Annotated in this window: 17 protein-coding genes and 1 tRNA gene; 9 read left to right on the top strand and 9 right to left on the bottom strand. The window is 64.6% G+C overall.

The window, feature by feature from the left end:
- The first annotated feature begins 40 nt into the window (after positions 1 to 40).
- The 5 genes from ACFSCT_RS14025 (at position 41) to ACFSCT_RS14005 (ending at position 6,104) form a co-directional block, all read left to right on the top strand.
- A complete protein-coding gene (locus ACFSCT_RS14025) occupies positions 41 to 1,420 on the top strand; it encodes an L-serine ammonia-lyase (protein WP_379144386.1) in 1,380 nt (459 codons plus the stop codon).
- A gap of 116 nt (positions 1,421 to 1,536) precedes the next feature.
- Positions 1,537 to 2,055 carry a COG3650 family protein gene (locus ACFSCT_RS14020; protein WP_379143719.1) on the top strand — a complete coding sequence of 173 codons (519 nt, stop codon included), beginning with the start codon at positions 1,537 to 1,539 and terminating at the stop codon, positions 2,053 to 2,055.
- A gap of 224 nt (positions 2,056 to 2,279) precedes the next feature.
- Complete coding sequence (locus ACFSCT_RS14015; protein ID WP_379143718.1) at positions 2,280 to 4,412, top strand: YjbH domain-containing protein; 2,133 nt, start codon at positions 2,280 to 2,282, stop codon at positions 4,410 to 4,412.
- A gap of 17 nt (positions 4,413 to 4,429) precedes the next feature.
- Positions 4,430 to 5,110, top strand: a complete 681-nt coding sequence (locus ACFSCT_RS14010) for a YjbF family lipoprotein (RefSeq protein WP_379143716.1) — start codon at positions 4,430 to 4,432, stop codon at positions 5,108 to 5,110.
- 259 nt (positions 5,111 to 5,369) lie between these two features.
- Positions 5,370 to 6,104: a CDGSH iron-sulfur domain-containing protein gene (locus tag ACFSCT_RS14005; protein ID WP_379143715.1), complete on the top strand. Its 735-nt coding sequence runs from the start codon at positions 5,370 to 5,372 to the stop codon at positions 6,102 to 6,104.
- A gap of 175 nt (positions 6,105 to 6,279) precedes the next feature.
- Here the strand turns inward: ACFSCT_RS14005 and ACFSCT_RS14000 are convergent, their stop codons facing one another.
- The 4 genes from ACFSCT_RS14000 to ACFSCT_RS13985 all read right to left on the bottom strand — a co-directional run bounded on the left by ACFSCT_RS14000 (position 6,280) and on the right by ACFSCT_RS13985 (position 8,838).
- Positions 6,280 to 6,507, bottom strand: a complete 228-nt coding sequence (locus ACFSCT_RS14000; protein WP_379143713.1) for a hypothetical protein — start codon at positions 6,505 to 6,507, stop codon at positions 6,280 to 6,282.
- Between the two features lie 237 nt (positions 6,508 to 6,744).
- On the bottom strand, positions 6,745 to 7,530 hold the full coding sequence (locus ACFSCT_RS13995; RefSeq protein WP_379143711.1) for a metal ABC transporter permease: 786 nt from the start codon (positions 7,528 to 7,530) through the stop codon (positions 6,745 to 6,747).
- A complete protein-coding gene (locus ACFSCT_RS13990; protein ID WP_379143709.1) occupies positions 7,523 to 8,338 on the bottom strand; it encodes an ATP-binding cassette domain-containing protein in 816 nt (271 codons plus the stop codon). The genes ACFSCT_RS13995 and ACFSCT_RS13990 overlap by 8 nt, the downstream gene beginning before the upstream one ends.
- Positions 8,335 to 8,838, bottom strand: coding sequence for a Fur family transcriptional regulator (locus ACFSCT_RS13985; protein ID WP_379143707.1), 504 nt, complete (start codon positions 8,836 to 8,838; stop codon positions 8,335 to 8,337). Before ACFSCT_RS13985 ends, ACFSCT_RS13990 begins: the two co-directional genes overlap by 4 nt.
- Before the next feature lie 84 nt (positions 8,839 to 8,922).
- Between ACFSCT_RS13985 and ACFSCT_RS13980 the strand changes: the two genes are divergently transcribed.
- From ACFSCT_RS13980 to ACFSCT_RS13970, 3 genes are all read left to right on the top strand, one after another.
- The gene (locus tag ACFSCT_RS13980) at positions 8,923 to 9,849 is read left to right on the top strand and encodes a zinc ABC transporter substrate-binding protein (protein ID WP_379143705.1); all 927 of its coding nucleotides are present in this window, start codon (positions 8,923 to 8,925) and stop codon (positions 9,847 to 9,849) included.
- A 106-nt stretch (positions 9,850 to 9,955) separates the two neighbouring features.
- Complete coding sequence (gene hemP / locus ACFSCT_RS13975) at positions 9,956 to 10,132, top strand: hemin uptake protein HemP (RefSeq protein WP_379143703.1); 177 nt, start codon at positions 9,956 to 9,958, stop codon at positions 10,130 to 10,132.
- A gap of 82 nt (positions 10,133 to 10,214) precedes the next feature.
- On the top strand, positions 10,215 to 11,342 hold the full coding sequence (locus ACFSCT_RS13970) for a THUMP domain-containing class I SAM-dependent RNA methyltransferase (RefSeq protein ID WP_379143701.1): 1,128 nt from the start codon (positions 10,215 to 10,217) through the stop codon (positions 11,340 to 11,342).
- Positions 11,343 to 11,855: 513 nt separating this feature from the next.
- On the opposite strand, the gene ACFSCT_RS13965 is transcribed toward ACFSCT_RS13970, so the two are convergent.
- The 4 genes from ACFSCT_RS13965 to ACFSCT_RS13950 form a co-directional block, all read right to left on the bottom strand.
- A complete protein-coding gene (locus ACFSCT_RS13965; protein WP_379143699.1) occupies positions 11,856 to 12,407 on the bottom strand; it encodes a 5-formyltetrahydrofolate cyclo-ligase in 552 nt (183 codons plus the stop codon).
- Positions 12,404 to 13,786 carry a magnesium transporter gene (gene mgtE / locus ACFSCT_RS13960; RefSeq protein ID WP_379143697.1) on the bottom strand — a complete coding sequence of 461 codons (1,383 nt, stop codon included), beginning with the start codon at positions 13,784 to 13,786 and terminating at the stop codon, positions 12,404 to 12,406. The genes ACFSCT_RS13965 and mgtE overlap by 4 nt, the downstream gene beginning before the upstream one ends.
- A gap of 120 nt (positions 13,787 to 13,906) precedes the next feature.
- The gene (locus ACFSCT_RS13955) at positions 13,907 to 14,698 is read right to left on the bottom strand and encodes an inositol monophosphatase family protein (RefSeq protein ID WP_379143695.1); all 792 of its coding nucleotides are present in this window, start codon (positions 14,696 to 14,698) and stop codon (positions 13,907 to 13,909) included.
- Positions 14,699 to 14,731: 33 nt separating this feature from the next.
- Positions 14,732 to 15,091: a helix-turn-helix domain-containing protein gene (locus tag ACFSCT_RS13950; protein ID WP_379143693.1), complete on the bottom strand. Its 360-nt coding sequence runs from the start codon at positions 15,089 to 15,091 to the stop codon at positions 14,732 to 14,734.
- Positions 15,092 to 15,754: 663 nt separating this feature from the next.
- On the opposite strand from ACFSCT_RS13950, the gene ACFSCT_RS13945 reads away from it, so the two are divergent.
- On the top strand, positions 15,755 to 16,522 hold the full coding sequence (locus tag ACFSCT_RS13945) for a Bax inhibitor-1/YccA family protein (RefSeq protein WP_379143691.1): 768 nt from the start codon (positions 15,755 to 15,757) through the stop codon (positions 16,520 to 16,522).
- A gap of 137 nt (positions 16,523 to 16,659) precedes the next feature.
- On the opposite strand, the gene ACFSCT_RS13940 is transcribed toward ACFSCT_RS13945, so the two are convergent.
- Positions 16,660 to 16,736, bottom strand: a tRNA-Arg gene (locus tag ACFSCT_RS13940).
- Positions 16,737 to 16,781: the final 45 nt, after the last annotated feature.

The raw sequence follows: 16,781 nt of genomic DNA, 5'->3' as shown, positions 1-16,781 counted from the left end.
ACCGCTTGGGGCAGAATTGCCTGCGGCGCCGGAGGTGCAGATGTTTCTATCGGTCTTTGATCTCTTCAAGGTCGGGGTCGGCCCGTCGTCCTCGCACACCATGGGGCCGATGGTGGCGGCGGCGCGGTTTCTGGAGCATCTGCGCAGCCAGCCGTTTACGATCCACGGGTTGCGGGCCAGTCTGCACGGCAGTCTGGCTTTCACCGGCAAGGGCCACGCCACCGACCGGGCCACGATCCTTGGGCTTGCGGGCTTTGTCCCCGACACGATGGACGCCGAAAAGGCCGAGGCCGCGCTGGCCGCCAATCGCGAAACCCGCACGTTGTCGCCGGACGGGCTGGGCAGTCTGCGCTTCGACCCCGACAGCGATCTGATCTTCGATTTCGGGCCGCCGCTTCCCGGGCACGCCAACGGCATGGTCCTGATGGCCACCGATGCGCAGGGCGACGTGATCGTGCGCCAGACCTATTATTCGGTCGGCGGCGGCTTCGTGCTGACCGATGCCGAACTGAACGCCGAGGACAAGAAGAAATCCGACGGTGGTCCGGCCATTCCCTTCCCGTTTTCCTCGGCCGCGGAAATGCTGGATATGGCGGCAAAATCCGGCAAATCCATCGCCCAGATGAAGCGCGAGAATGAGCGTACCCGGCTAAGCGACGCGGAACTGGACAAGGGCATCGCACGGATCTGGCAGGTCATGCGCGATTGCATGGATCGCGGGCTTGCGACCTCGGGCACGCTGCCGGGCGGGCTGTCGATCCGGCGCCGCGCCCATGGGCTGCATCAGGCATTGCTGGCGGAACGCGGCATGAACCTGACCGCGCCACATGTGATCAACGACTGGATGTCCACCTATGCCATGGCGGTGAACGAGGAAAACGCCGCCGGCGGTCAGGTCGTCACCGCCCCCACCAACGGCGCGGCAGGCGTGGTCCCGGCGGTGATCCGTTATTGGCTGGATCACGTGCCGGGGGCATCCGAACGCGATCTGCCGGATTTTCTGCTGACGGCCTCGGCCATCGGCGGGCTGGTGAAGTATAACGCCAGCATCTCGGGCGCGGAATGCGGCTGTCAGGCCGAGGTCGGCAGCGCCAGCGCCATGGCCGCGGCCGGGTTCGCGGCGGTCATGGGCGGCACCCCCGAACAGGTCGAGAACGCCGCCGAAATCGCGCTGGAACACCATCTTGGCATGACCTGCGACCCGGTGAAGGGGCTGGTACAGGTGCCCTGCATCGAGCGGAACGGCCTTGGCGCGATCAAGGCGGTCAGCGCGGCCAGTCTGGCTTTGCGCGGCGACGGCAAGCATTTCGTGCCGCTTGACGCGGCCATCGAAACCATGCGCCAGACCGGCCGCGACATGTCCGAGAAATATAAGGAAACCTCGCTGGGGGGACTGGCCGTCAACGTGCCAAATTGCTGAGTTTCCGGCCGAAACTTGGCGACATCTGGCCCAAGCCGCGCAAGAATCTTGCTTCCTGTGACGGGCATTGCTAGGGGCATGGTAACGACAACCGATCCAACCCATAGGCCTCGAGAATGAACCTCCGCCCCGCATTTCTGTGCCTGCCGCTTCTTGCGCTGACCGCCTGTATCGACCCGATGACCGGCCAGCCGCTTGGCGCCGGCCCCGCGCCTGCCCCGACCGAACCGGCAAAGCCGCAGCCGCCGGCGGTGTCGCCGCTGGATGTGCCGATCGAGATCGCGAACAGCGAACAGTCCGCCGTCTCGACGGGCGAGGCCGAGACGCTGAACCTGACCTCGGTGGTCGCACGTGGCAATGAACCGTTCTGGAGCGTCGAGGTGCGCGGCGACAAGGCAGTCTACAAGACGCCCGAGAACCAGAAGGGTCGTACGATCAAGGTTCGCCGCCTGGTCTATGCGGGCGGGGTCGAGCTCATCGGCACCCTGAACGACGCCCCGTTCAGCCTCCGCGTCAGCGGCACCGACTGCTCGGATTCGATGTCGGGCGAGAAATTCCCGATGAGCTCGAAACTGCGCATCGGGACCAAATCCAACCCGGGTTGCGCCGGTCCGGTCGAAAAGGCCGCCAGCTAGGGCAAGGTCGGCTGATCGCAGGCAGCGAATGGCGGCAAACCGGCCGTGCAAAGCCCGCGCGGCCGGTTTTCCGCCAGCTTTCCACGGCGGCGCGGCGCTGTTGCCCGCATGCACCCACACAGGCGTGAGAACGCCGAATGTTCCATGTATTGCTGGCCAAACGCAGCGTACAGGCTATACCGTGTCGGCAACGCCATAAGGCAGATCCAAGGACAGTGCATCCGATGAACCGATCCCCCATATACCGCTGGTTGTTGACGACCGCCGCACCCGCACTTGTGGTTGCAGGCGTGGTCGTCGGACCCGCCTATCCCGAGCCGATGACCGGCACCCACCTGAACACCTATGGCCTGCCCGGTATCGTGGATATGCCCACCGCCGAGGGGCTGAAGGACGGCACGCTGTCGGTTTCCGCCGCATGGTCAAAACTGGGCCGGCGCAACAACATGACCTTTCAGGTCCTGCCGCGGGTGACCGCCACGCTGCGCTATTCCGGCATCAAGGGTCTCGACCCGAAACAGGGCCGCGACTACCTGTATGACCGCTCATTCGACCTTAGGGTTCAGGTGCTGGACGAGGGTGCCTATAGCCCCGCCGTCGCGGTCGGCGTTCAGGACTTCATCGGAACCGGCGTGCTTGGCGCGGAATATGTCGTCGCCACCAAGACGATCAACCCCCGGCTGCGGGTGACGGCGGGCCTTGGCTGGGGTCGCTTTGCCAATCGCGGCAGCATCGGATCACCCTTCGGCGACCGTCCGGCGCTTGACGTCGGGCTCGGCGGCAAGCCGAATTTCAAGCAATGGTTCCGTGGCGACGTCGCCCCGTTCGCGGGTGTGGTCTGGCAGGCGAACGACAAGCTGTCGCTGGCGGCGGAATACTCGGGCGACGCTTATGAGCGTGAGGTCGGGGCCGGCGCCGACAAGCCGTCGTCGCGGATCAACCTGGGCGCGACCTATCAGCTTGGCCAGAACTATGCCCTTACCGGCTATCTGATCGGTGGCAAGACGGTTGGTCTGCAATTCAGCATGGTCATGGATCCGCGTCAGTCGCCCTTCCCCTCGGGTCTTGAAAAGGCGCCCGCGCCGGTGCGCCCGCGCCCCTCGCGCGCGGCGGACCCGGACGGCTGGTCGGGCAGTTGGTCGGCCGATCCGACCGCGCAACCCGCGATTCAGGAGGCGCTGAAGGATTCGCTGGCCAAGGAAGGTCAGATACTGGAATCCATGGCGCTGACCGCGAACCGGGCCGAGGTCCGGATCCGCAACACCCGCTATCTGCAGCAGGCCGAGGCCATCGGCCGGACGTCGCGTCTGATGACCCGCGCGCTGCCGCCCTCGGTCGAGACGCTGGTCATCACCTCGGTCGAGAAGGGCATGCCCACCTCGTCGGTGACCTTGCGCCGGTCCGATATCGAGCGGCTGGAGAACACCCCCACCACCGAGATCGCGCAATACGCCCAGATCGGCGAACCCGCTATGGGCGGCGCCGGGCTGGTGCAGACGCCCGGCGTTTTCCCGCGCTTTCAATGGGCGGTCGGTCCCTACATGTCGGTCGGCCTGTTCGACCCGGACGAGCCGATCCGGTACGAGATCGGCGGCAAGGCCACCGCCCGCTATGAGCCGATTTCGGGCCTGATCTTTGCCGGTGAAATCCGTCAGCGCGCCTTTGGCACCATCGGCAAGGGCGAAAGATCGCCGGTCGAGCCCGGGCAGACGATCGTGCGTTCCGACGCGCGGGAATATGGCGGCAAAACCCATCCGACCATCCCGCGCCTGACCATGACCTGGTACGCGCGCCCGGCCGAGGCGGTCTATACCCGAGTTACCGTCGGTCTGCTGGAACGCGCGTTCGGCGGTGTCTCGGGCGAAGTCCTGTGGAAGCCGAACGACAGCCGTCTGGCGCTTGGCGCGGAAATCAACCGCGTGAAAAAACGCGACTATGACGTGCTGTTCGATTTTCAGGATTATGAGGTCACCACCGGCCACCTGTCGGCCTATTACGACTTTGGCCAGGGCTTTGTCGGCCGTATCGACGCGGGCAAATATCTTGCCGGCGACTGGGGCGCGACCGTGGCCATCGACCGCGAGTTCGCGAACGGCTGGGTCGTCGGCGCCTATGCCACCAAGACCGACATGTCGGCCGAGGAATTCGGCGAAGGATCGTTCGACAAGGGCATCACCATCTCGATCCCGCTGGCATGGGCCACCGGCCAGCCGTCCAAGGATCGCATCGGCGGCGACCTGCGGTCGCTTAACCGCGATGGCGGATCGCGGGTGCGGATATCGGGCCGTCTGTATGACGAAATTCGCTACAGCCAGAAGGGCAAGATCTACGAAGGCTGGGGGAGGTTCTGGCGGTGATATTGGGACAGATTTCGATGCGACGCGGGGCCGGTTCGGCCGCATTGCTGGCGGTTTTGGCGCTTGCCGGCTGCTCCAGCAAAACCGTCGAGGACCAGAACAAAAGCAGCCTTTTCGGCTCGCTGCGTCAGGCGGTGTCGCAAACCGTCGCGAGCCGTCGCGGCGGGGATGAGGCGGCAGCCGCGCAGACGCCGGACAGCCCTCAGGACATCGCCGCGCGCGCGCTGGCCGCCAACCCGGGCCCGCTTATTCTGGCGGGGCTGGAAAGCAGCGGCGCGACCCAGGCCATGGCCGTGATCGGCGAAAACAACGGCGTGCGGACGTTTGCTACCACCAATATGCAGGCGCTTCTGCTGCGCCGTGGCATGCTGACGGGCACCAAGGGTCTGGGCCACGACCTTTCGGCGGCCGAGATCCGCGGCTCGGAGGCCTTGATTCGGGCCCGGCGCGCCGGTTCTGCCACGCGGACCATGTATTTCATCGGCGGCGACGGTCTTGAGCGGCCGCTGCCGGTGAACTGCCAGATCGCACCGGGTGCGGCGGCCGGTCCGGGGCAGCGCGTGGTGGAAAGCTGCGAAGGCTATGGGGTGAAGTTCCAGAACAACTATCTGGTCACCTCGGGCGGCGGAATTCCGGTGTCGCGCCAGTGGATCAGCCCCAATCTGGGCTATGTGACCATCCAGATATTGCGCGACTGAACGGGCGCAGGTCGGGCACGGCATCAGACCCGCCGCCTGCAGCGCGCAAAGCGCGAATCATCAGGGCCTGCCGGATAAAAACCCGGCAGGCCCTTGGTTTATCCGCCGCAGGATCATCCCCCCGGACGCAAAAGAAACCTCCAAACCGGCAGTTTACCGGCGCTTAACCGGTTGCCAGAGCCTCGGGGCGGTGTTCCAATGCCCCTGCGGAACCGCCGCCTGCCCATAGATGGCGCTTCCCCCGCAGGAGGAGGACCTGATGACCCAGAAAGACAAGCCCGCCATTCAGATCGGTTCGGTCGAAAGCGATCCGGCGGTATCAATCGAGGTGACGAAGAACGGCCCCTATCGCGTGCATGGCACCCCGCCGCTTCATGTCTCGGTGATCACCCAGAACAGCGAAGGGCAGTCCTGGTCCTATCAAGAGGGGCAGGCTTTCGCCCTGAAGGATGGCGATATGCTGTGCCGCTGCGGTCATTCCAAGAACAAGCCGTACTGCGACGGATCGCATCTTAAGGCGGGCGTCGACCTGACCGAAACCGCCTCATTCGCGCCGCTGCTGGAGGGCGCGACCGAAATCGACGGCCCGACGATCAGCCTGACCGATAATGAAACCTACTGCGCATTCGCCCGATTCTGCGACAACGGACAAAGGTTCTGGAACGAGGTTCAGATGCCGGGCGAAGCGCATGTCAAACTGGCGATCTATGAGGCGCATCACTGCCCGTCGGGGCGGCTGATGGTTTGGGACAACGCCACCCGTAAGCCGATCGAGACCGCCGAGCCGGCTTCCCTGTCGCTGATCGAGGATCCGGGCGAAGGCGTCAGCGGCCCGCTTTCGCTGCGCGGCGGTATCCGCGTGCAAAGCGCCAGCGGCGAAAGCTATGAGATCCGCAATCGTCAAACCCTGTGCCGCTGTGGCGCGTCGTCGAACAAGCCGTTCTGCGACGGCAGCCATGCCTCGGTCAAGTTCGAGGACGGGCTGAACAAATAACCGCCGCCCAAAGCGATCGCACCGCGATACGCGCCCGATTGGGGCTGTCCGACATCGGCGGATGGCCCGGTTTGAATTGCTGGGCCGGTCCGACCGTCATCGTTGAGGAATGGAAAAAGGGCTGGCGCTAAGCGCCAGCCCTTCAACCGATCGCTTCCCGAGGGAAGCTAGATCATTAGTTGGTCGAGCTGTCGTCGTCGTCATCGTCGTCGTTCGACGAGGCAACGGCGGCAACAACGCCCAGCAGCAGCAGGGCGGGAACGATCAAACCAGCGTTCGAGGAAGCGGGTTTGGTGTCAACCACAACGGGTTCAACGTCCACAACCGGGGCGACGTAGCCGCCGGCCAGGGCCGAAGTCGCGGTCAGGCCAAGGGCCAGAGCGAAGGTAGCAACTTTTTTCATGATCATGCTCCGTATTCTACTGTAGAAAGCCGCCGAGACCGACAGCATCGAGGGCGACAGTCGCATAAACCGGCTATGTTGGAAAGAACCTAAAAGGCGCATCACATATCGCTTTGTTGTAACTGTTGCATATTCGCCAACACCTGCGTACGCGGCCAAGTTCCCTTGTGTTGCGCTGGTTTGGGACAAACTGTTGCCAATCAGCAAACACCCGCCGCCGGCCCCCGATCCCCCCGGCTAGGCCGGCCTGCGCATTGCCAGCGAAACCACGAAACACAGGGCGGCGGCCGCGACGATGGACGGCCCTGCCGGCGTATCCAGATACAGAGAGGCCGCCAGACCGGCCAGAACCGACACCAGCCCGATTCCGGTCGCCGCCACGGCCATCGCCTCGGGCGTGCGGGTGCCGATCCGCGCCGCCGCCGCGGGAATGATCAGCAAGGCCGAGATCAGAAGCGCCCCGACGATGCGAATCGCCACCGCGACGACCAGCGCCAGCGCGATCGACAGAATCAGTCTTGCCCGGCCCGGATCAATCCCGGCCGCCAGCGCCAGTTCCTCGTTCACGGTGGCGGTCACAAGCTGTTGCCAGCGCCAGACAAGCAGCCCCAGAACGAACAGGCCGCCCAGCCATGAGACGGCGACATCGACCGGCTGCACGGCCAGAATATCGCCGAACAGGAACGACTGAAGGTCCAGCCGCGCATCCGGCACGAAGGCGACCGCGATCAGGCCGAACGCCAGCGCGGCATGCGACAGCACCCCCAGAAGCGTGTCCATCGCGTGCCCCCGCCCCGCCAGGGTCGAGACGATCACCGCCATCACCAGCGCCACCGCCAGCGTTCCCGCATAGACCGAGACCCCGAAGGCCAGCGCGATCGCCACGCCCAGAATCGCCGCATGCGAGGTCGCATCACCGAAATAGGCCATCCGCCGCCAGACAACGAAACAGCCCAGCGGGCCCGTCGCCAATACGATGCCAAGCCCGGCCAGCACCGCGCGCACCATGAAATCGTCAAGCATGTTCCGAGGCTTCCTTACCAAGGTCGGGATGATGATGGCCGGAATGGTGATGATCGCATGCCCCGCCGGCGTGGTCGTGTTCATGGTCGTGAACGTGGCGGTAAAGCGCCAGCGCCTCTTCGCCGCCCGCCCCGAACAGCGCCCGGTATTCCGGCGCCAGCGACACATGCTCGGGCGTGCCTTCGCAGCAGATATGACCGTTCAGGCACAGCACCCGGTCCGAGGAGGCCATGACCACCAGAAGGTCATGCGACACCAGCAGGACGGCCACGCCGGTTTCGCGCCTCAGATCTTCGATCAGGCGATAGAACGCGACGATCCCGGGCTGATCCAGCCCCTGCGTCGGCTCGTCCAGCACAAGGATCTGCGGATCGTTCAGCAATGCCCGCGCCAGCAGGACGCGCTGAAACTGGCCGCCGGAAAGCTGCGCGATCTGCCGCCCCTCGAGTCCCGGAACGCCGGTTCGCCCCAATGCCGCGCGCGCCTGATCGTCCGAGACGCGCACCGGCAGGGACAGGAACCGGCGCACCGTCATCGGGATCGCGGCGTCCATATGCAGGCGCTGGGGCACATAGCCGACCCGCAGCCCGGGCTGGCGCAGCACCTCGCCGCCGGCGGCGGGCAGGTGGCCCAGCAGGGCGCGGACCAGCGTCGATTTGCCCGATCCGTTTGGGCCGACGACGGTCACGATCTCGGCCGGGCGAATCGCCATGGTGATGTCGGACAGGACCGCCGCGTCCGGATCGCCCCGGACGGCGCCGGGGCGCAGGATGGTCAGGCCCCGCGCCTCGATCAGCGGCGCGCTCATGCCGGTGCCTGCGCGCATGCGGGGCATAGACCGACCGCCTCGACGGTGGTCCGCTCGATCTGAAAGCCGATGGCCATGGCACTGGCCGCCAACGCATCCCGAAACGGCCCCGATGAGCTTTCGGCAACGCGGTTGCAGGCGCGGCAGATCAGGAACATCGGGCTGTGGCTTTCGCCGGGACACAGGCAGGCGGTGAAGGCGTTCAGCCGCTGAATGCGATGGACGAGCCCCTGTTCGACCAGAAAATCCAGCGCGCGATAGGCGACGGGCGGCTGGTTGCCGAAGCCCTCGGCGCCCAGACGGTCAAGGATTTCATAGGCACCCATGGCGCTGTGCGACTCCAGCAGGATCTGAAGCACCCGGCGCCGCACCGGCGTCATGCGGGCGCCATGATCGCGCGCGATCGCCTCGGCCCGTGCAAGGGTGTCGGCGGCGCAATCCAGATGGTCATGGTCATGAAACGCCAGCGCGGCGGCATCGGTTGGAGTGGGATCGGGCAAAACTGTTATCCTGTAACACTTATGTTGACCTGTTATATCATAACATATAACGACGCAACAAATACGAGAAGGAATGAAAAGATCATGCTCCGCCGACTCGCCCTGCTGTTGTTCGTCCAGCTTTGCGCCCTGCCCGCTTTGGCCGAAGCGCCCAAGGTGGTGACCGATATTCCGGCGACCGAATCGCTTGTGGCGCAGATCATGGGCGAAACCGGGTCGCCTTCGGTCCTGATGGGTGCGGGCACGGACCCGCACCATTATCAGTTGAAGCCCTCGCAGGCCCGGGCCTTGCAGGACGCCGATCTGCTGATCTGGATCGGGCCGGAAATGTCGCCGTGGTTGCAGCGCGTGGCGGCGCGGATGCCCAAGGGTCATTCGATGCCGCTGCTTGCGGTGCAGGACACCCGGCGCCTGCCGCTGGCGGCGGGCGATGATCACGGCGGCGATGATCACGGCGGCGATTCGGACGGTCATGAGCATGTGTCGGATATCGACCCCCACGCCTGGCTCGACCCGGAAAATGGCAAGATCTGGGCGCGGGCGATTGCCGATGCGCTGGCGGCGCGCGACCCGGGGAACGCCGCGACATACCGCGCCAATCTGGATAAGGTGATCGCCTCGATCGCGCAGGCCGAGGCCGAGGCCGAGGTGGTGCAACTTCTTGCCCCAGAGAGAAACAAGAATTTCATCGTTTTTCATGATGCTTACAGGTATTTTATAACCTATTTTAACATTGGCCCGGTCGAGGCCCTGACGCTCAGCGATGGCTCGCCCCCTTCGGCCGCGCGGCTGTCGCAGCTCAAGACCCGGATCGCCCGCGCGGGCGCCGTCTGCGCCTTCCCCGAGGCCCAGCACGACACCCGCCTTTTGCAGGCCGCGATCGAGGGCACCGGAGCGCGGCTGGGCGAACCTCTGGACCCGTCCGGCACGACGCTGAAGGCCGGTCCGGATCTATACCAGCGCCTGATTCTCGCCCTTGCCCAAAGCATCGCGAATTGCCTTGCGGGTTAGCCGGGGCGCGATTTTTCGCCACTCGAAATAAACCTGACTAAAACACTTTGACATTGCCGACGCCTTTGTTAGTCTTGGCGCAGAAACGCAAAAATGGAACGGGACCATGACGCTGAACCTGCCCTACGATTTCACCCGCCCCGGCAATCTGCGCCTTGATGCTACGCCTGAGCACGACGCCATCCGCCTGACCGCAGGCGGCAATCTGGCGCATATCAATCTGAACGATCAGGTCTATACGCTGCGCATCACCCGGCAGGGCAAGCTGATCCTGACGAAATAGCGGCCCTGTCCGGCCGGGCGCCGCGACGTTCGGGCGCTGTTCCCCATCGCCATCCGGCCGCGAACGGTTTAACCGGGGCGGCATGAGCGATGATAATCATTTCGACATATTTCTTGTTGCCCCGCCCGGACTGGAAGCCGTGCTGCTGGATGAAACGCTCGCGGCGGGCTTTGCCGGCGCAAGGCAGGTCCCCGGCGGCGTCGAGTTTCTGGGGGGCTGGCCGGACGTATGGCGCGCGAATCTGACGTTGCGCGGCGCGACCCGCGTGCTGGCCCGCATCGGCGCCTTTCGCGCCATGCATCTGGCCCAGTTGGACAAGCGCGCGCATAAGTTTCCGTGGTCGGATGTGCTGCGGCCCGATGTGCCGGTCCGGGTCGAAACCACCGCGCGCAAATCCCGAATCTATCACGCCGGCGCCGCCACGCAGCGGATCGAGCGCGCGATCACCGACACGCTGGGCGCCCCGATCAGCGCCGATGCCCCCGTCACGATCAAGATGCGGATCGAGGACGATCTTTGCACGATCAGCGTCGACACCTCGGGCGAGTCGCTGCACAAGCGCGGCCACAAATCCGCGGTCGGCAAGGCCCCGATGCGCGAGACGCTTGCGGCGCTGTTCCTGCAGCAATGCGGGTTCGACTGGCAGGAACCGGTGGTCGACCCGATGTGCGGCTCGGGCACATTCGTGATCGAGGCGGCCGAAATCGCCGCGGGGCTGTTGCCGGGCCGGTCGCGCAGCTTCGCCTTTGAGCTTCTGTCGAGCTTCGACCCAAAGGTCTGGGCGCGGATGCGCGGCACCGCCGCCCCCGCCATCACACCACCCGCCACGCCGATATATCTTGGCAGCGACCGCAACACCGGCGCGATACAGATGAGCCGCGACAACGCAGCGCGCGCGGGCGTATCCGCCCTGACCCAATTCACCCATCACGCGATCAGCGACCTGCCGCGTCCGGACCTGCCCCCCGGTCTGGTCATCGTCAACCCGCCCTATGGCGCGCGCATCGGCAACCGGAAGCTGTTGTTTCCGCTTTACGGCGCGCTGGGAAAAACCCTGATGGAGCGGTTCGCCGGCTGGCGGGTCGGGGTCATCACCTCCGAGCCCGGTCTTGCGCGCGCCACCGGCCTGCCGTTCGGGCCCGACAACGCGCCCGTCCCACATGGCGGCCTTTCGATCCGCCTGTTCCTGACCGGCCCGCTGCCCGGCTGAGCCAAATCAAAAAAACCGCCCGGTTCCCCGGACGGTCCTAGTTTTCGCGTCTTGTTGCGCGTTTCTGTCTCGACAGGCCGCCCTTGATCCGTTGCGTCGGATGGGCCGCTTCACTGTTCCCCCCTCCCCCGTTGCGGTTAATGATCCGCTCCGGCGGAATGCGCCAAAGTCCGATATCCGTCCTGATCCTGTGCGTTCAGCAACTTATGGTTGTGTTTCCTGTCAGGGTGTCGCCGTTTATTCGCTATCATCGCCCGTCAAACGCGCCGTTCGACGGATGAAAATACCGACATCTCAGCCCTGTCACGCCCTTTGAGAAACACTAGATTTAGCGTCAATCGTCCTCGCCAAGGCAAAATGCCGTGGTTCACATCACATTTCAACACATTTTTTTGACGGGCTGCGATTTTTTTGGGGAAATGCGGCGGGATGGATTCGCACCGGGATGGCGCCGCCGGCATTACCCAGCCGGGACAAGGGGTTGTCGCGATACACAATCTGAGGTTGCTCATCCTATCGCAACTGGATAATACCCGCCTCGGTGACGATCATGTCCAGCCGCTGATCGGTCGCTTCCGCCGCGATCGGGTCCAGTTCCTGGGCCGAATGGGCAAAGCCGATTGCGGTCACCGGCCCCCCGGCGCGCAGGGCGGAAAGCGTGCGGTCGTAATACCCGCCGCCATAACCAAGACGGTGACCAGAGCGGTCAAAACCGACAAGCGGCACGATCACTACATCGGGCCGGACGACGGCCGCATCCTCGGGCGGGACAGCGGCGCCGAACCGGCCGGCAACGGTGGTCTGGCCGTCCCAAAGCCGGAAAATCAGCGCCTGCCCGGCCGCGACCACGACCGGCAGCGCCATGGGACCGGGATGGCCCCGCAATGCCGGCAAGGGGTCGGCCTCGGACCGGATCGGCCAATAGCCGGCCACAATCGCCCGGGGGTAAGGGCGCAGCGCCTGCGACAGAAATATGGTGTCGGCCGCCCCCCGCACGGCATCGCGCGCGGCCAGCGCCCGCGCCCGCAGCGCGGCCTTGTCCGCGGAAGCCCCGCCGCCGGTCAAACCAGAACCGCCGAGGCGAGGCCCAGAAAGACGAAGAACCCCACCACATCCGTCACCGTCGTCACGAAGGTGCCCGAGGCAAGCGCCGGGTCCGCCCCGGCCTTTTCCAGCGTCAGCGGTATCAATATCCCCGCAAGCGCCGCGATCGACAGGTTGACGACCATCGCGATGCTGATCACCCCGGCAAGCGAGATACCGTCGAACCAGATCCAGGCCACGACCCCCATCACCACGGCAAAGGTCAGCCCGTTCAGCATGCCGACCAGCGCCTCGCGGCGGACGACGCGCCAGACGTTGCTGCCGGTCAGGCTTTTGGTGGCAAGGGCGCGCACTGAAACGGTCAGTGTCTGCGTGCCCGCATTCCCGCCCATGGACGCGACGATCGGCATCAGCACCGCCAAGGCCACCACCTGCTGAATGGTTCCCTCGAACATCGAGATCACCAGCGCCGCCACGTTGGCGGTCACCAGATTGACCATCAGCCACGGCACGCGCTGGCGCAGCGTTTCAAACACCGTATCGGTGATGGCCGATTCCTCGCCCACACCGGCAAGGCGCAGGATGTCCTCCTCGTGTTCTTCGTCCAGAACCGACATGGCGTCGTCGATGGTGATGACGCCCACAAGCCGGTCGTCCTTGTCCACGACCGGGGCAGAGATCAGATGATACTGGTTGAAGGCATAGGCCACGTCGGCTTCTTCATCATACGCGCTGATCACGCGAAAACTGGGCTCGACGATATCGCGCAAAGGCGTATCGCGCCGCGCGGCCAGAAGCCGCCCCAGCGTGACATATGCGACCGGATGCCGGCGCGGGTCGACCAGCACGATGTGATAGAACTGTTCCGGCAGCCATTCTTCAGAGCGCAGAAAGTCGATGGTCTGGCCGACGTTCCAGTGTTCCGGCGCGGTCACCACCTCGGACTGCATCAGACGGCCGGCCGAATATTCGGGATAGGCCAGCGATTGCTGAACCGCGACCCGGTCGCCTTCATCCAGAGCGGCAAGGATCTCGGCGCGCTCGGGCTCGTCCAGATCCTCGATCAGGTCAACGACGTCATCGCTGTCCATCTCGCGGACGGCTTCGGCCACGACATCGCGGGGAAGCTGCTCCAGAACCTCCTCGCGGATCGCCTCGTCGATTTCGGACAGGATCTCGCCGTCGATCTTGTCGGCGTAAAGCTGAAGAAAGCTGCGGCGCTCGGCCCCGTGCAGGTTTTCGATGATATCGGCGACGTCGGCCGCATGCATCGGTTCCAGCAACGCGTCGAGCCGCGCGGCGTCCCCGGCCTCGATCGCCTCGCCGATGTCGTTCATCAGGGACCGCTGCCGCTGCGCTGCTTCTTCGTCGGGATCAGGATCGGTGCCGATATCGGACATGTCGGGAACTTTCGCGGCGATGGTCGCGTGGACCATAGGTCGGGCGTGTCGGGCGGGCAACGGCGGAAACGGGGGACGGCAAGGCGGGGCGCCGTTTTGCGGCGTCGCCACCCGCTTCGGTCAGCCCCGCAACAGCTCCAGCGCCGACGCGTGGATCGCGGCGTCGGCAGCGGCAAGCAGCCGTCCGCCGTCTTTCGCTGGACCACCCTGCCAGTCGGTGACGATCCCGCCCGCCGCCTCGATCACCGCGATCGGGGCGGCCACGTCATAGGGCTGCAACCCCGCCTCGATCACCAGATCCACCTGCCCCGCCGCCAACAGCGCATAGCCGTAACAATCAAGCCCGTAGCGGACCAGACGCACGCGATCGGCCACGCGCCGGAACGCCGCATGTTCCTCGGACGTGCCGATTTCGGGGAAGGTGCTCAGCATGGTTGCCTGCGCGATGCCGGGCGACTGGCGCGTCCGCAGCGGGCGCGTGCCATGGGGGCCAACCATCTCGGCCACGCCAAAGCCACCCTCGAACCGCTCGCCGATATAGGGCTGGTCGATCAGCCCATAGATCGGGCCGAGCGCGTCCCAGACGCCGATCAGAACCCCCCACATCGGAATGCCGGACATGAACGCGCGCGTTCCATCCACCGGGTCCAGAACCCAGGTCAGCCCCGAGGTGCCGGCCGAGACGCCATATTCCTCGCCCAGAATCCCGTCGTCGGGGCGGCGTTCGGCAAGGATCGCGCGCATCGCCCGCTCGCTCGACCTGTCCGCCTCGGTCACCGGATCGAAGCGGCCGACGCCCTTGTCCTCAAGCGCGAATGCCGCGCCGCGGAAATAGCGCAGCGTCTCGACCCGCGCCGCATCGGCCAGCACATGTGCCGTGGCGCGGATCGCGCGCTTGTCCTGATCGTTCATCTGCGCCCCGCAACCTCACCCCTACGGGTGGGGTTATGCGGCGTCGGACAATACCCGTGCAAGCTCAAAAATCTGGCGGCGCTGCACCTCGGGCATCGCGTAATATGCCCGGATAAGTTGCAGGGCTTCCTTATCCGCCATGATGTCGCCCTCGACCTGCGGAACAGGTTCCGAGTCCTTCAGCCCCTCGAAGAAAAAGCTGACCGGAACATCCAGAACCGCCGCGATATCCCACAGCCGGGACGCCGAGACGCGGTTCATCCCGGTCTCGTATTTCTGGATCTGCTGGAACTTGATTCCAACCTTGTCCGCAAGTTGCTGCTGCGTCACCCCCGTCATCCAACGGCGGTGCCGAATACGCTTGCCCACATGGACATCTACCTGATGCTTCATCCTAACCCTCACACAATCAAAGGAAGCATTTGCCGATACTGCTACAATTTACAGATGCTACGAAGCGGTAAGTTTTGCACCCTGCCAAAAAAGACAGGCTTTGGCGGCGGATCGGTGGCTAAACACCCGTCGATGAACGGTTTGAGGGGGCCAAAGGGTCCGTTTTTCGCGGCGTGGGTGATTCTGTCGTGCCATGCATGGACCTGATTCTATGCCCGGGCGGACCGTGAAAACGGGCGATCTCGTCCCGATGTGCAGCCCGTCGCGCGCAACTTTTGATTGAACCCGGTGACGGTATCGCGGCTCGGTTTGCCCGTATCGGGTGGCCTGACCCCGCCGCCGGGCGCAAACCCGTGCCGGAACGTCAAAGCGGGCACCCAGCGAGTGCTGCGGTGGGTCTGGAAAGGGCGACACCCCGCCCGCCAAAAGGCCGCCTTTCCGGCGAGCCGACGGGACACCGCGGATGCCGGTATCGGGGCCACCCGGCGATCGGCATCGGCGGGCGTGCCGGCTGGCAATAATGTGATCGGCCGGATTCCCTTAAAAACCAAATGAAACAGTGGGTTTTTCCGTGTTACGATCTTGATTTGAGGGCCTCGTACCCCGATATTCGTTCGCAGAGGTCCGCATACCCGCGGGCCGCTTTACTAACCGGAGGCTTTGATGGCTGACTATAACACGATCCGCACTGCGCAGACCGGTACCCGGTCCGCCGTCGTGGACCAGGGCCTGAGGGCCTATATGAACCGCGTCTACGGTCTGATGGCCGTTGGCATGCTGGTGACCGCGCTGGCGGCATGGGGGATGAACGTCCTTTCCGTTTCGCCCGAACCGACCCAATGGCAACTGGGCAGCAAGTATCTGACCGAATTCGGCAAGACGCTGTATCTGTCGCCGCTGAAATGGGTGGTGATGTTCGCGCCGCTGGTCATGGTCTTTGCCTTTGGCGCCGCGCTGAGCCGTCTTTCGGTTCAGGCCGCGACCGTGCTGTTCTATGCTTTCGCCGCGCTGATGGGCGTGTCGATCAGCTGGATTTTCATTTCGTTCACCTCGTACTCGATCATCCAGACCTTCCTGGTCACCGCGATCGCGTTCAGCGGCCTGTCGCTTTGGGGCTATACCACCAAGCGTGACCTGTCCGGCTGGGGCACTTTCCTGCTGATGGGTCTGATCGGGCTGATCGTTGCGTCGATCGTCAACATCTTCCTTCAGTCGGGCGCGATGAACTTTGCGATCTCGGCGATCGGTGTGCTGATCTTCGCCGGGCTGACCGCTTTCGACACCCAGAACATCAAGAACACCTATCTGGCGTTGGCCAATACCGACCATGATTTTCTGGGCAAGTCGGCGATCATGGGTGCGCTTCAGCTGTACCTGGACTTCCTGAACCTGTTCATGTTCCTGCTTCAGTTCATGGGCAACCGCAACTGATCAAGGTCCGGGTCGGACAACCGAAGGGTCGGGATTTTCCCGGCCCTTTTTCATTGGCGCTGGTTTTCATCGCCGCGGGGTTTCATTGGCGCGCGCCACGCCCGCCATTCGCGACGAACGACACCGGTTCGGAAAACTGGCGATCCCGGAAGGAATCGAACCCTCAACCTGCCGATTAGAAGTCGGCTGCTCTATCCAGTTGAGCTACGGGACCGCGTGACTGGGCTTTTGCGTCAGCTTCGGGTCCGGTGCAAGCCCC

This window comes from Paracoccus pacificus (assembly GCF_042680785.1).
Lineage (GTDB): Bacteria > Pseudomonadota > Alphaproteobacteria > Rhodobacterales > Rhodobacteraceae > Paracoccus > Paracoccus pacificus.
Note: the sequence above shows the minus strand (reverse complement) of the source record. Positions and strands in the feature narration are given on the sequence as shown.

What these genes read in the sequence shown, in the direction of transcription:
- ACFSCT_RS14025 (WP_379144386.1), top strand. Translation starts at nt 41, where the DNA reads ATGTTTCTATCGGTCTTTGATCTCTTCAAGGTCGGGGTCGGCCCGTCG.
- ACFSCT_RS14020 (WP_379143719.1), top strand. Translation starts at nt 1,537, where the DNA reads ATGAACCTCCGCCCCGCATTTCTGTGCCTGCCGCTTCTTGCGCTGACC.
- ACFSCT_RS14015 (WP_379143718.1), top strand. Translation starts at nt 2,280, where the DNA reads ATGAACCGATCCCCCATATACCGCTGGTTGTTGACGACCGCCGCACCC.
- ACFSCT_RS14010 (WP_379143716.1), top strand. Translation starts at nt 4,430, where the DNA reads ATGCGACGCGGGGCCGGTTCGGCCGCATTGCTGGCGGTTTTGGCGCTT.
- ACFSCT_RS14005 (WP_379143715.1), top strand. Translation starts at nt 5,370, where the DNA reads ATGACCCAGAAAGACAAGCCCGCCATTCAGATCGGTTCGGTCGAAAGC.
- ACFSCT_RS14000 (WP_379143713.1), bottom strand. Translation starts at nt 6,507, where the DNA reads ATGAAAAAAGTTGCTACCTTCGCTCTGGCCCTTGGCCTGACCGCGACT.
- ACFSCT_RS13995 (WP_379143711.1), bottom strand. Translation starts at nt 7,530, where the DNA reads ATGCTTGACGATTTCATGGTGCGCGCGGTGCTGGCCGGGCTTGGCATC.
- ACFSCT_RS13990 (WP_379143709.1), bottom strand. Translation starts at nt 8,338, where the DNA reads ATGAGCGCGCCGCTGATCGAGGCGCGGGGCCTGACCATCCTGCGCCCC.
- ACFSCT_RS13980 (WP_379143705.1), top strand. Translation starts at nt 8,923, where the DNA reads ATGCTCCGCCGACTCGCCCTGCTGTTGTTCGTCCAGCTTTGCGCCCTG.
- hemP (WP_379143703.1), top strand. Translation starts at nt 9,956, where the DNA reads ATGACGCTGAACCTGCCCTACGATTTCACCCGCCCCGGCAATCTGCGC.
- ACFSCT_RS13970 (WP_379143701.1), top strand. Translation starts at nt 10,215, where the DNA reads ATGAGCGATGATAATCATTTCGACATATTTCTTGTTGCCCCGCCCGGA.
- mgtE (WP_379143697.1), bottom strand. Translation starts at nt 13,786, where the DNA reads ATGTCCGATATCGGCACCGATCCTGATCCCGACGAAGAAGCAGCGCAG.
- ACFSCT_RS13955 (WP_379143695.1), bottom strand. Translation starts at nt 14,698, where the DNA reads ATGAACGATCAGGACAAGCGCGCGATCCGCGCCACGGCACATGTGCTG.
- ACFSCT_RS13950 (WP_379143693.1), bottom strand. Translation starts at nt 15,091, where the DNA reads ATGAAGCATCAGGTAGATGTCCATGTGGGCAAGCGTATTCGGCACCGC.
- ACFSCT_RS13945 (WP_379143691.1), top strand. Translation starts at nt 15,755, where the DNA reads ATGGCTGACTATAACACGATCCGCACTGCGCAGACCGGTACCCGGTCC.